Raw genomic sequence first — 11,959 nt, 5'->3', positions numbered from 1 at the left:
CGAGACGCTGCTGGACATCGGCTGCGGCTGGGGCGGCCTGGCGCGCCATGCGGCCGAGCGCTTCGGCGTGCGCGTCACCGGCATCACCATCAGCAAGGAACAACTGGCCCTGGCCGAGAAGCGTTGTGAAGGCCTGCCTGTCACGCTGCTGCTGCAGGACTACCGCTCGTTCCAATGCGCCGATGACCGTCGCTTCGACAAGATCGTCTCGGTCGGCATGTTCGAGCACGTGGGGCTGAAGAACTACGGCGTCTACTTCGACACCGCCCGCCGGCTGCTGGCGCCCGAGGGCCTCTTCCTGCTGCACAGCATCGGCGTGGACCAGCGCGCGCCGCATACCGACCCCTGGATCGAGCGCTACATCTTCCCCAACGGCAAGCTGCCCTCGCCCGTCGAGCTGGCCGGCGCGCTGGAGGGCCGCTTCATCATCGAGGACTGGCACAACTTCGGCCCCGACTACGACCGCACGCTGATGAGTTGGGCCGAGCGTTTCGAGGCGGCCTGGCCGCGCCTGGCCGCCCGCTACGACGAAGGCTTCCGGCGCATGTTCCGCTACTACCTGCTGAGCTGCGCCGGCTTCTTCCGCTCCCGCCAGGGCCAGCTGTGGCAGCTGGTGCTGAGCCGGCCGGAGCGGCGCGGCGTGTACCGCTCCGTCAGGCCGCCATCACCGCACACCTGACTGCAGGGCGGCATCAAGACGTTGCCCGCCCTCGGGCTCAGCCACCTTCGCGCTGGTGTTGCAGCGTGGCTGCGACATGGGCAAACGCGGGCAGGAGTTCGTCCCAGGCCTGGCGAGCAAGCGGCCGCGGCTTGCGCAGCGCGCCGGCCTGCGCTGGCGCCCGCAGCGCTCGCCGGCCAGCGAAGGCCACGGTGTTGCTGCATTCCTTGTCGCCCACCAGAAGAACCGCGCCGTCGAAGGCGCGATCCAGGCGGGCCACATGGCGCTGGAACTCGGGGTGGGCGGTGTGCAGGTTGACCACCAGCAGGCCGTCTTCGCGCAGCGCCGTGCGGCAGTCGTCGTAGAAGGCCTGCGAGCACAGGGCCGGCGGCTGGCCTTCATGGTCGAAGCCATCCACCAGCAACACGTCCAGCCGGTCCTGGGTGTGGCGCACGAAGTCGGCCCCGTCGCCGCGCCGCACGCGCAGGCGCGCATCGTCCGGTGGCACCTGGAACTGCTCGCGCAACGCGATGACGTGGGGGTTGATCTCGACGACCTCGATGCGCGTATCCGGCAGCTCGCGGTGGCAGAACTTGGCCATGGAGCCCCCGCCCAGCCCGATCATGGCCAGCGTCTCGGGCCGCGGCACGAACAGCAGGAAGGCCATCATCGTGCGCGTGTAGGCCAGGTCCAGCGCATGCGGGTGCTGCACCTTCATGCGGCTCTGGATTTCGCAGATCGTGAAATGCATGGCCCGGGTATCCAGCGTCTCATAGACGAAGGGCTTGACGAACTGGTGTGGGTCGGCGGTGTCGGGCATGGCGTGCGGGAAAGGCAGCAGCGCTCAGGCGCGCTGCAGGTCGTTGATCAGCGGCGGCGAGGCCATCAGCACCAGCAGCAATGCGATGGGCAGGGTGGCCGAGAAACCGAAGTGCTTGAAGGCCAGCGCGCCGACGAGGCCGCCGACGAAGAACAGGCCCAGCACCAGGCTGTGGATGAAGAGCTTGTCGCGATTGGCGCGGACGAAGTGCACCGAGTCGGGCGACGTGGCGCGGTTCCAGTACAGCAGCCGGCCCAGCTCGATGCCCAGGTCCGTCACCACGCCCGTCATGTGGGTGGTGCGAATCTCGGCCTGGGAGATCTTGGTCACGATGGCGTTCTGCAGGCCCATGATGAAGCACAGCAGCAGCACGGCGGTCGGCACCAGCAGATAGGCCAGCGTGTCGAGGTGGGCCCCCAGCAGGCCGAAAGCCAGCAGCAGCGCAGCCTCCAGCAGCAGGGCCAGCGCGTACCGGCTGTGCATGTGGCGCCGGCGCGCCCAGTTGATCAACAGGGCCGAGCAGGCCGCCCCCGCGATGAAGGCCAGCAGCGAGGCGAGCCCGGTCAACGCCAGCGCGACGCCGCCGGTGGCGAGATCGTCGGCCACGCCGGAGATCACGCCCGTCATGTGCGAGGTGTAGCGCTGCACGGCCAGGAAGCCGCCCGCGTTGACCGCCCCGGCCACGAAGGCCAGCACCGCGCCGAGCTGCCGATTGGCCGACCGCGTGCGGTGCCTGCCGGTGAGGCGGTGCAGGAAGCTGATGGTCACAGCGCTAATTTAGTTTGAATTCAATATGATTGCAATTATCATTTGATGAACATGAGGAGCCGGCATGGAACAAAAGACCGCCCGCCTGACGGTGCTGATTGATCCGGACAAGAAGAAGGCCTTCGAGACCCTGTGCGCGCAGCAGGACCAGACACCCTCGCAGGTGGTGAGGCGCCTGATTCGCGACTACCTGGCCGCCCATGGCGTGGACTACAAGCCGGACACAGCGGCGTCTCGCTGAGCCGAGCCGGTGCGTCGGGGCCGTGCGTGCGGCTCAGAGGGTGAGAGTTTTTCAGACGCGCCCGAAAGGCGCGTCAAAACGCCCTCGAACTAGGCGCAAAGCACAGCCATAGCGGGCTATGGCGAGCATTTGCAACGACGGGCGAGGGTGTTTTGGCGTGCAAGGCGGGCGTGGATGAAAAGCTCTCGCCCTCTCAGTCGTCGCCGCGGCCGATGTAGGCGCGGATGGCCGCGATGCGGTTCGAGGGCTCGAACTCGAACACGTCGACGACGTGAATCGTGTCGCGGCCATTGACGGTGATCTTCAGCTCGGCCGCGGCACCATCCGGTCGGTCGTAGGCCGCCAGCACATCGATCGACAGGCTCGCGGCGGACTCGAAGTTCTTGCGCGTCTCGGCCAGTGCCGCAGCCTTGCCAACGACGCGGATCTTCCAGTCGCGCAGCGTGATGGCGTCGGCGAACATGGGCTCAATCGCAGCGAGGTCGCGCGCTGCATAGGCGGCCAGGTAGGCGCGCACGAGGTCGAGTCGGTCCGTCATCGCCAGCTGTCCATGAAACGGTGGTTGTCCAGGGCTGGATGATCGCCGAGGCACGGGATGACACCCACACGAAACCTCGCTTCGCGCCAGGACAATCCGCGCCCCATGAGCCGACTCCAACAACTCCAGGCACGCATTCCCGAAGGGTCTGCCGTGCTCTTCCTGATCCAGGTCTTCGCGACGCTGGGCTTCGCAGTCCTGCAGTTCACGCTGACGCTGTACACCACGCGCCACCACGGGTTCACCAGCGAGCAGGCCGCATTGATCACCGGCGTGTTCGGCGCCTTCAACTATGGGTTGCACCTGTTCGGTGGCTATCTCGGCGGCCGTTTCCTGAGCAACCGCAACCTGTTCGTGGGCGGCATGCTGCTGCAGGTGCTGGGCTGCGGCACCGTCGCCGGCGGCAGCCTCGAAGGCCTGTACTGGGGCATGGCCCTGTTCCTGACCGGCAGCGGCCTGAACGTGACCTGCGTGAACATGATGCTGACGCAGCGCTTCACCCCCGAGGACAACCGCCGTGAGGCCGCCTTCCTGTGGAACTACGCCGGCATGAACGTCGGCTTCTTCATCGGCTTCACGGTGTCGGGCGTGTTCCAGCTCAGTGAGGACTACGCCTCGCTGTTCTGGTTCGCGACCCTGGGCAATGCCGCGGCCATCGTGGTGGCGCTGATCTTCTGGCGCACCCTGGCCGACCGCAACACGTCGCTCGCCCAGCGCCGTGGTGTGGCCTTCTGGGGGCGCTTCGCCATTGGCAGCGCCATCCTAGTGGGCCTGGTGCCGCTGCTGGTCTGGCTGCTGAAGCAGCCGGGCGACACCGCCATCGGCATGAAGGCCTTCTGCGCGCTGGTGGCCATTGCCCTGGTCGTCATCACGGTTCGCCACCCGGTGCCGGCCGAGAAGCAGCGCATGAAGGCCTATCTTGTGCTGACCCTGGGCTCGCTGGTGTTCTGGTCGCTCTACCAGATGGCCCCGAACGGCCTGCAGCTCTATGCGGTGGGCAATGTGCTGATGAACGTCTGGGGCGTGGCCGTGGCGCCGCAATGGGTGCAGAACATCAACACCGTCACCATCGTCATCGGCGGGCCGCTGCTGGCCGCCCTCTTCACTCGCTGGCGCGCCCGCGGCTGGCCGGTGGACATCCCGATGCAGTTCGCGGCCGCCATCGTGCTGATGGGCCTGGGCTTTCTCGTGCTGCCTGTGGGCATCCACTTTGCCGATGCCTCGGGCCGCTCGGATTTCTCCTGGCTCTTCCTCAGCTATGTGCTGCAGTCGGTGGGCGAGCTGCTGATCTCGCCCATCGGCTACGCCATGATCGGTCGCCTGGCGCCCAGGCAATACCAGGGCGTCATGATGGGCAGCTGGATGCTGGTGACCGGCCTGGCGTCACTGTTCGCGGGCGACTTCTCGGGCGTGGTGTCCCAGCCGGTGGATGGCTCACCGCTGACGACGAATGCCGCCTACGCGACGCTGTTCACGCAGCTCGCCGTCGGCAGCCTGGTCACGGGCGCCGCGCTGTTCGCGCTGCGGCCGTGGCTGCGGCGCCTGATTGGCGCCTGAGCCGCGGCGGCGCACCAGCTTGCAGCGGCCTGTCCAGGGCCTGGCTGCCGTTGCCAAACAGTTGACGCTGCGCATTGCATCAGCGCGGCAACGGCATGACGTCCCGTCGTCGCGCCGCTAGGCCGCCACTCAAGGGCGAAGGTCGCGTAGACATGAGCGGCCGCCCAGGCCTGCCGGACGCGCTTCGGGTGCGGCAACCTGCCTTGATGGCATGATTTTCCGCCCGGGCCTGACCCGCTGGTTCAGTCGCCCCGACGCTGACAAGATGGGCGCATGAGATTCCTCCCCGCCCTGCTCCTGTCCACCGCGCTCGCGCTGAGCGCTACTGCCCATGCCGGCACCGCCATCGTCATCGGTGGCGCCCTGAAGAATGACAACGACGCCGTCTGGCAGCGTATCGTCGATGAGTCCGGCGGCGCCGGCGCGCGCATCGCCGTATTCGCCACGGCGGCCGCCAACCCGGAGCGCAGCGCCGGCCTCATCGTCGCCGCGCTGAACCGCCACGGTGCCAGTGCCGAAGCCATCCCCGTCGCGCCGCGCCAGAAAGACATCGACTTGCAGGCCAACCTCAACGACCCGGCACTGATCGCCAAGGTCGCGGCCTCCAAGGCCGTGTTCTTCTCTGGTGGCGCGCAGGAGCACATCGTCGACACACTGCAGCCCGGCGGGGAGCCGACGGCGATGCTGCTGGCCATCCGCCAGGTCTTCGACGGCGGCGGCGTCGTGGCCGGCACAAGCGCCGGTGCGGCCATCATGAGCCGCATGATGTTCCGCGACGCACCGGACAACATGCAGGTCCTCAAGGGCCAGTGGCGCGACAGGCGGGAGTTCGACCGCGGCCTGGGCTTCATCGGACCGGACCTGTTCGTCGACCAGCACTTCCTCAAGCGCGGCCGCATCGGCCGCATGCTGCCGGCCATGCGGGCGCTGGGCTACACGCAGGGCCTGGGCGTGGAGGAGAACACGGCGGCCGTCGTCAAGGGCAGCGAGGTCGAGATCGTCGGCGCGCGCGGTGCACTGCTGGTGGACCTGTCCGAGGCCAGCGCCGACACCAAGTTGCCGGCCTTCAACCTGCGTGGCGCGCTGATCAGCTACCTGGACCGCGGCGACCGCCACGACCTCAAGACCGGTGTCACGACGCCCGCCGCGCACAAGCTGCGCGAGCCCAAGATCGACCCGGCCGCGAGCGATTACAAGCCCTATCTGCAAAACGACAACTACTTCCTCGACATCCTGGCCGACAACACCATCGTCGCGGCGATGGCCCAGCTGCTGGACGGCCGCGCGCCCGAGGTGCGCGGCCTCGCCTACCGCGTGAAACCCCGCCCCGGCGACCTCTCCCCCGAGCTCGGCTTCGAGTTCCGCCTCTACAAGGGGCCCGGGCTCGTCGGCTGGTTCAGCGGCGCCCTCGGCGGCGAGGACTACACGGTGCTGAAGGCCCGCCTGGACGTCATCCCGGTGCGCATGGCCTCGCCGCTGTTCACGCCGCTGGTCGCGAATTGATAATCGGGCAAGCTCGGGCTCGCCGTCGGGCGACGTGATTTACCCGAGGTCCGATGCTCAAGCGCGCATATCGAGCCATGGCAAGTTAGGCTCGCGCCCATGGCCGCCCCTTCTCCCGAATCGCGCTCGGCGCCCCGCCTGCCGCCGCTGTGGCTGCGCCGCCCGGTGCTGATCCTGCTCGCTGCCTGGGCGGCCATGGCATCGGCAGTGCACGCCGAACCACCATCCGAGGCCCCGAGGCGGGTCGTCTTCCTGGCCCAGGACTTCCGCAACGGCGGCATCACCGCCGTCTACCGTGGCTTCGAGCAGGCCTGCCAGGAGCTCGGCTGGACCTTGAGCGTCGTCAACGGCAAGGGCGACAAGGCGACGATCAGGCGTCAGTTCGACGAAGCCTTGCGCGCCGGCCCAGACGGCATCGTGCTGGGCGGCTTTGACGAAGCCGATATCGCCGACCGCCTGGCTCCGACTTCGCGGCCTCTTCCCGTGCTGGTGGGCTGGCACGCGGCCCCGCGCCATGGGTCGACGCCTCATCTGTTCGCCAACGTCAGCACCGACCCTGCGGTCGTGGCCGACATGGCCGCGGCCTTGGTCGTCCAGCCCGGTGGTGCCCGGGCGGGCGTTGTCATCTTCAACGACAGCCGCTTCGACATCGCCAACGTCAAGACCCTGCGCATGCGCGAGGCCTTGTCGCGCTGCGCCTCATGCGAACTGCTCGCCGTGGAAGACCTGCCGATTTCGAACGCCTCCAAGGACATGCCGGCCGCGCTGGAACGGCTGCATCGGCAGTTCGGCACGCGCTGGACCCATGTGCTGGCGATCAACGACGTCTACATGGACTCCATGCACTTTCCGCTGCTGGCCCTGGGCCGCCGCGACGTCGTCGGCATCGCGGCCGGCGACGGCTCACGCACGGCACTGAGCCGCATCCGCTCGGGCCGCTCACAGCAGCTCGCGACCATCGCCGAGCCCACTGGCCAGCAGGGCTGGCAACTGGCCGATGAGCTCAAGCGCGCCTTCGCCAGGCAGCCCCCCAGCGGCCGCGTCGCCCGCCCGATCGCCATCACGACGGAGTTGCTGCGGCAACTCGGGCAATTGGAGGTCGATGACCTGCTGCCCTACCGGGCCGAGTACCGCCAGCAATGGTCGATCAGCCCACCGAGTGCGGCGAAAGCGCCGTAAGCGCCTAGAGCCCCCTGGGATTCGGCCACCAACGGCCCGGCCAGGCGCCGTCTTGTGTGCGCCAGCAGACGGTGCGCCGGCCAGGCCGCGGCCAGACTCGCCGTCAACCCCGCTTCCTCGTCCCCCATGTCGCTCCCGCCAGACGATGCCCACGACGCGCAGGCCACCGCCCTGCTGGGCCGGCCGTTTGCGGAACTCGACGTGCGCGCGCAGCGCGTGGCTCGGCATATCGGCCTGCGCCAACCCATCACGCAGCACCCGGAAGCCGCGGCAACCACGCCGCCGACCCGGGGCCAGCGCGCCGCCGATGCGGTCACCGCGTTTGGCGGCTCCTGGCTGTTCGTCAGCCTGTTCGCGGCCGTGATGCTGGTGTGGGTGGGCATGAACGTCGCGCTGCTGGCCGGGCGGGGCCAGACCTTCGATCCCTATCCCTTCATCCTGCTCAACCTTTTCCTGTCCATGCTGGCGGCGGTGCAGGCGCCCATCATCCTGATGTCGCAGAACCGCCAGTCCGAGAAGGACCGCGTCACGGCAGGGCACGACTACGAGGTCAACCTCAAGGCCGAACTCGAAATCATGCTGCTGCACGACAAGCTGGATCAGTTGCGCCAGCAGCAATGGAGCGAACTGCTGGCGCTGCAGGCCGAACAGATGCGCCTGCTGGCCGCGCTGGCGGCCGGCCTGCCGACCATGTGCGACACCGCACAGACGCCGGCGGCCATGCCCTTGCAGCATGGCGGCGCCGTCGGCCCCGCGAACGAGCCTGGGAACCGTGCCTGGTTTGCCCAGCCGTAGCACGGCGGCCGGCGGCGCCTCTGTGCGCTGGCGCACGGTCCTGCCCAACAGGCACCGTCAGGATCGACGTCTTTGCGGGAGTCAGCCCATGTACGTCGTCCAGCCACGCCCAACGGCGTGGAACCTCCGTTGCTTGCCAGCACCCTGGTGAGCACCTTCACCGGCCCTCGGCTACCGCTGGCGCTGACGCTGACGCAATAAGGGCGACGCCCCCGCATGCCAAAAATGTTTATGTGCGATGCCGTACACACGGCAGGCCAGGCGCTGGATAGAGTTGTTGCTTCTAAGTCGCGCCAGCGCGGGAGGATTGATGTCTGCACCGCTTGACGCCCTGGCCCCTCGCAGCAACCGCCTGCTGGCCGCCCTGCCGGGCGAGGAATGGGACCGCTGGGCCGACCAGCTGGAGTTCGTGCCACTGAAACTGGGTCAGGTCATCTACGAGTCCGGCCGGCCACAGAGCCACGTGTATTTCCCCACCACGGCCATCGTGTCGCTGCTCTATGTGCTGGAGGACGGCGCCTCGGCCGAAATCGCCGTGGTGGGCTACGAAGGCGTGGTCGGCGTATCGCTCTTCATGGGCGGCGAGACCACCCCGAGCCGTGCAGTGGTGCAAAGCGCCGGCGGCGCCTTCCGGCTGCGCGCGGCGGCCATCAAGGTGGAGTTCAACCGCTACGGCGTGGGCATGCACCTGCTGCTGCGCTACACGCAGGCGCTGCTGACGCAGATGGCGCAGACGGCGGTCTGCAACCGCCATCATCTGCTGGAGCAGCAGCTGTGCCGCTGGCTGCTGCTCAGCCTGGACCGCATCGCCGGCGAGCAGCTGGTGATGACGCAGGAGCTGATCGCCAACATGCTGGGCGTGCGCCGTGAAGGCGTCACCGAGGCGGCGCTGAACCTGCAAAAGCTCGGCCTGATCGACTACGCGCGGGGCCACATCACCGTGCTGGACCGCGCGGGGCTGGAACAGCGCAGCTGCGAATGCTATGGCGTCGTCAAGCAGGAGTACGACCGGCTGCTGAACTGGCCGGCAATTCCCTTGCCCTGACCCGCAGCGTGTGCTGGCGCACAGCGGCAATCAACAAGTGATGTGCAGACTGGTGCATGACTGCCAACCAGTTGCTCGATCACCTGCCCGCCGCCGAGTTGCGGCGCCTGCTGGCGCAGAGCATTCAGGTGCCCTTGCGCAGCGGGCAGAAGCTCGGCACCCAGGACCAGCCTGCCCGCGTGCTGCTGTTCCCGCTGCAGGGTTTCCTTTCGCTGGTCACGCCCATGGACGCTCACCCGCCGCTGCAGGTGGGCATGGTGGGCTGCGAGGGCGTGGTGGGCGTGCAGTTGCTGCTGGGCGTGGCCGCCAGCCCGGTGAGTGTGATGGTGCAGGAGGACGGCCAGGCCTGGAGCCTGACCGCCGCGGCGCTGCGCAGCCAGTTGCCCGACAGCCCGGGGCTGCGCCGGCTGCTGATGCGCTATCTGCTGGTGCAGCTGAGGCTTTCAGCGACGGCCGCGGCCTGCCTGCACTTCCATGCCCTGCAGGCGCGGCTGGCACGCTGGCTGCTGATGGGGCAGGACCGGGCGCGGGGCGAAGGTTTCGCGGTCACGCAGGAAGGCATGGCCCACCTGCTGGGCGTGCGGCGCGTCGGCGTCACGGTGGCGGCGGGCGCGCTGCAGGAGGCCGGCCTGATCCGCTACCACCGGGGCTGGGTCACGGTCAGCGACCGCGCCGGCCTGGAGGCGGCGGCCTGCGGCTGCTATGCGCAGGACCGGGCGAGCTACCGCGCTGGCATGAAATTCCCCCCTGGAAACGGCGCTCCGCACGCTGACGAACATGCGCCGGTGGCCGCGTTTTCTGCAAGCCACGTCATCCCATGACGCCGCGGAGTTCCCTCATGAGGCCACGCATCCCGCAACTGCACCGGCGGCACTGCGGCAAAGCCGGGACGGGTCAGCTTGCGGCCGGCATCAGCACGGTGTCGATCACATGGATGACGCCATTGGTGGCTTCGATGTCGCGCTCGACGACGCGGGCCTTGTTCACGCGCAGGCCGGCCGGGGTCATGTCGATGGCCAGGTCTTCGCCTTGCAGCGACTTCAGCGTGGCGGGCTGGCCGCCCGCCGCAGCGGCCTTCACATGGCCCGCCACCACGTGCAGCAGCAGGATGGCCGTCAGCCTGGCCTTGCTCTCGGGCTTGAGCAGGTCGACCAGCTCGTTCCTGGCGAGCTTGTCGAAGGCCTTGTCGTTGGGAGCGAAGAAGGTGTAAGGCCCCGAGCCGTCAAGCACGTCGGCCAGGCCGGCGGCCTTGACGGCCGCCATCAGGTGCTTGAAGTGGCCGGTCCTGTGGACCGTGGCCAGCAGGTTGTCTTGCAGGGCGGCCTTGCTCGGGTTGTTGGTGACGACGGCGGCAATCATGAGAGCTTTCTGGTGGAGGGATGCATGCAAATGCTGCCCCTCAGGATTGCCGGGGTCTGTGCGCTGGAGCACCCGCCCGTGGTTCAGGCGCGCGGTTCGCCGTTGGCATTGACCGTCACGGTGGCGCCGGGCGGCGTGGCAACCTGCATGTGGTGCTGCTGGCCGCGGAAGTTGTAGGTCACGTCCCAGTAGGCGGGGTTCTGCGCAACCGGCCGGTCATCGCAGCGCTGCACGTCGCGGGTCACCACCGATTCGCCACTGTTGTTGCGGCCGATGTTGTTGCCCACCACGCCACCGGCCACTGCACCGCCGGCCGTGGCCAGCACGCGCCCCGTGCCGCCGCCGACCTGATGGCCGAGGATGCCGCCAATGACCGCGCCGATGACGGTGCCGGGCACGCTGTTGTCGCTGCGGCGGCCGTCGCCGACCTGCTCACGCTCCGTCCAGCAGCGCCGCTGGCCGGACTCGCCGTAGATCGCCCGCACATCGCTCACGGTCGCCTGGTACAGGCGCTCGCGGTCGCGGCGGCGGTAGTCGGCCGGCACGCTCGGGTAGGGCGCATAGCTCAACTCGTCATCGCGGGCATTGCGCTGCACGGCGCGCACCGACGAGATCTGCTCGTCCAGCCCCATGGCTTCGAGCGACGGGTACTGGCCGGGTCGCAGCACGCGGCAACGGCCCGAATAGCGCTGGTCCACGCAGACCTCCCAGCGCTGGCTGCGCACCACCACCGACGAGGCCCTGTCGTTGAAGTTGTTGCTCCTGAAATTGCTGACGCTGCCGTTGCTGGTCATGGAGCGGCCCTGGAAGTTGGCCTGCTCATAAAAGGTGATCTGCGCCAGCGCGGGCGTGCTGGCCGAAAGGGCCAGCAGCAGGCCAAGGGCGTTGCGGCGCAGGGAGTGTGTTTGGGGGGTATGCATGGCGTTCTCCGGTGTCGGGGCGAGGCCCGTGAGGAAAGTCTGTGCCGTGTCGGGCAACCCGTCTGTACGGTGGCGGACCCAGCCGGCGCTGAAGCACTGACGCGCGAGCGCTCCAGTGTTCGGCAGCGCACAGACCGTTGGCCCAGGCTCGGCGAGCCTTGCGCCCCGTCACCCGACAAACCGGCAAACACCGCATGGACTGGCTGCTCGCCGCTTTTGTCCTTCTCGCCGCCCTGGCCCTCGCGATCACGCTGCTGCTGGGAGCGCGTCGCCAGCGCCGCTGGCGCTCACGGTCCAGCGCGCTGATCGCCAAGCTCAATGCCGAGCCGGGCCCGGCGGGCGTCACCCATTTCGACCCCGCGGAACTCATCCATTTGCCGGCACCGGTGCAGCGCTATCTGCGCATCGCGCTGACCGCCGGCCAGCCACTGGTGCGCGGCGTGAGGTTGACGCAGAGCGGCTTCCTCAACCTGTCGGCTGCCGGCGACCGTTGGCAGCCCTTCACGGCCGAGCAGCAGGTCGCCACGCGCGGGCCGGGCTTTCTTTGGAATGCCCGTGTCGGGCTGTTCTCCGGCC

The 11,959-nt window shown here is 68.4% G+C and carries 13 protein-coding genes and 1 pseudogene; 9 read left to right on the top strand and 5 right to left on the bottom strand.

Features of this window, described 5'->3' with window-relative positions; genetic code table 11:
- On the top strand, positions 1–679 hold a 679-nt coding region (locus ACXJKR_RS12780), incomplete at its 5' end, for a class I SAM-dependent methyltransferase (RefSeq protein WP_457323152.1).
- A 37-nt stretch (positions 680–716) separates the two neighbouring features.
- Here the strand turns inward: ACXJKR_RS12780 and ACXJKR_RS12775 are convergent.
- Both ACXJKR_RS12775 and ACXJKR_RS12770 read right to left on the bottom strand, forming a co-directional pair.
- Positions 717–1,478 carry a spermine/spermidine synthase domain-containing protein gene (locus ACXJKR_RS12775; RefSeq protein ID WP_056202626.1) on the bottom strand — a complete coding sequence of 254 codons (762 nt, stop codon included), beginning with the start codon at positions 1,476–1,478 and terminating at the stop codon, positions 717–719.
- 24 nt (positions 1,479–1,502) lie between these two features.
- A complete protein-coding gene (locus tag ACXJKR_RS12770; RefSeq protein WP_056202624.1) occupies positions 1,503–2,246 on the bottom strand; it encodes a YoaK family protein in 744 nt (247 codons plus the stop codon).
- A 64-nt stretch (positions 2,247–2,310) separates the two neighbouring features.
- Between ACXJKR_RS12770 and ACXJKR_RS12765 the strand changes: the two genes are divergently transcribed.
- On the top strand, positions 2,311–2,487 hold the full coding sequence (locus tag ACXJKR_RS12765) for a ribbon-helix-helix protein, CopG family (RefSeq protein ID WP_056202621.1): 177 nt from the start codon (positions 2,311–2,313) through the stop codon (positions 2,485–2,487).
- A gap of 193 nt (positions 2,488–2,680) precedes the next feature.
- Here the strand turns inward: ACXJKR_RS12765 and ACXJKR_RS12760 are convergent, their stop codons facing one another.
- Positions 2,681–3,025 (bottom strand): nuclear transport factor 2 family protein, encoded by a 345-nt coding sequence (locus tag ACXJKR_RS12760; protein ID WP_457323151.1) that lies wholly within the window; start codon positions 3,023–3,025, stop codon positions 2,681–2,683.
- Positions 3,026–3,130: 105 nt separating this feature from the next.
- Between ACXJKR_RS12760 and ACXJKR_RS12755 the strand changes: the two genes are divergently transcribed.
- From ACXJKR_RS12755 to ACXJKR_RS12730, 6 genes and pseudogenes are all read left to right on the top strand, one after another.
- The gene (locus ACXJKR_RS12755) at positions 3,131–4,582 is read left to right on the top strand and encodes a peptide MFS transporter (RefSeq protein WP_457323150.1); all 1,452 of its coding nucleotides are present in this window, start codon (positions 3,131–3,133) and stop codon (positions 4,580–4,582) included.
- 273 nt (positions 4,583–4,855) lie between these two features.
- Entirely contained in the window at positions 4,856–6,085 is a 1,230-nt protein-coding gene (locus ACXJKR_RS12750) for a cyanophycinase (RefSeq protein ID WP_457323149.1), read from the top strand.
- 99 nt (positions 6,086–6,184) lie between these two features.
- Entirely contained in the window at positions 6,185–7,264 is a 1,080-nt protein-coding gene (locus ACXJKR_RS12745) for a substrate-binding domain-containing protein (protein ID WP_457323148.1), read from the top strand.
- A 126-nt stretch (positions 7,265–7,390) separates the two neighbouring features.
- Positions 7,391–7,936 (top strand): annotated as a pseudogene (locus tag ACXJKR_RS12740) (DUF1003 domain-containing protein); the annotation flags it as partial.
- 433 nt (positions 7,937–8,369) lie between these two features.
- Positions 8,370–9,104: a Crp/Fnr family transcriptional regulator gene (locus ACXJKR_RS12735; RefSeq protein ID WP_056202599.1), complete on the top strand. Its 735-nt coding sequence runs from the start codon at positions 8,370–8,372 to the stop codon at positions 9,102–9,104.
- A 56-nt stretch (positions 9,105–9,160) separates the two neighbouring features.
- On the top strand, positions 9,161–9,925 hold the full coding sequence (locus ACXJKR_RS12730) for a Crp/Fnr family transcriptional regulator (protein WP_457323147.1): 765 nt from the start codon (positions 9,161–9,163) through the stop codon (positions 9,923–9,925).
- A gap of 73 nt (positions 9,926–9,998) precedes the next feature.
- On the opposite strand, the gene ACXJKR_RS12725 is transcribed toward ACXJKR_RS12730, so the two are convergent.
- Together ACXJKR_RS12725 and ACXJKR_RS12720 are read right to left on the bottom strand one after the other, a co-directional pair.
- Positions 9,999–10,463: a fasciclin domain-containing protein gene (locus tag ACXJKR_RS12725; RefSeq protein WP_056202596.1), complete on the bottom strand. Its 465-nt coding sequence runs from the start codon at positions 10,461–10,463 to the stop codon at positions 9,999–10,001.
- An 83-nt stretch (positions 10,464–10,546) separates the two neighbouring features.
- On the bottom strand, positions 10,547–11,383 hold the full coding sequence (locus ACXJKR_RS12720) for a beta/gamma crystallin-related protein (protein WP_056202593.1): 837 nt from the start codon (positions 11,381–11,383) through the stop codon (positions 10,547–10,549).
- Positions 11,384–11,577: 194 nt separating this feature from the next.
- Here ACXJKR_RS12720 and ACXJKR_RS12715 point away from each other — a divergent pair.
- A partial coding sequence (locus ACXJKR_RS12715) for a DUF6544 family protein (RefSeq protein WP_457323146.1) occupies positions 11,578–11,959 on the top strand: 382 nt, incomplete at its 3' end.

The sequence above is a fragment of the Roseateles sp. P5_E11 genome, assembly GCF_054049355.1.
The sequence above is the reverse complement of the archived record's forward strand: the minus strand, read 5'-3'. Positions and strand labels throughout refer to the sequence as shown.

Bases quoted from the DNA above. Each gene is read 5' to 3' on its own strand.
- ACXJKR_RS12725 (WP_056202596.1), bottom strand. From the start codon at position 10,463: ATGATTGCCGCCGTCGTCACCAACAACCCGAGCAAGGCCGCCCTGCAA.
- ACXJKR_RS12735 (WP_056202599.1), top strand. From the start codon at position 8,370: ATGTCTGCACCGCTTGACGCCCTGGCCCCTCGCAGCAACCGCCTGCTG.
- ACXJKR_RS12755 (WP_457323150.1), top strand. From the start codon at position 3,131: ATGAGCCGACTCCAACAACTCCAGGCACGCATTCCCGAAGGGTCTGCC.
- ACXJKR_RS12720 (WP_056202593.1), bottom strand. From the start codon at position 11,383: ATGCATACCCCCCAAACACACTCCCTGCGCCGCAACGCCCTTGGCCTG.
- ACXJKR_RS12765 (WP_056202621.1), top strand. From the start codon at position 2,311: ATGGAACAAAAGACCGCCCGCCTGACGGTGCTGATTGATCCGGACAAG.
- ACXJKR_RS12775 (WP_056202626.1), bottom strand. From the start codon at position 1,478: ATGCCCGACACCGCCGACCCACACCAGTTCGTCAAGCCCTTCGTCTAT.
- ACXJKR_RS12745 (WP_457323148.1), top strand. From the start codon at position 6,185: ATGGCCGCCCCTTCTCCCGAATCGCGCTCGGCGCCCCGCCTGCCGCCG.
- ACXJKR_RS12760 (WP_457323151.1), bottom strand. From the start codon at position 3,025: ATGACGGACCGACTCGACCTCGTGCGCGCCTACCTGGCCGCCTATGCA.
- ACXJKR_RS12730 (WP_457323147.1), top strand. From the start codon at position 9,161: ATGACTGCCAACCAGTTGCTCGATCACCTGCCCGCCGCCGAGTTGCGG.
- ACXJKR_RS12750 (WP_457323149.1), top strand. From the start codon at position 4,856: ATGAGATTCCTCCCCGCCCTGCTCCTGTCCACCGCGCTCGCGCTGAGC.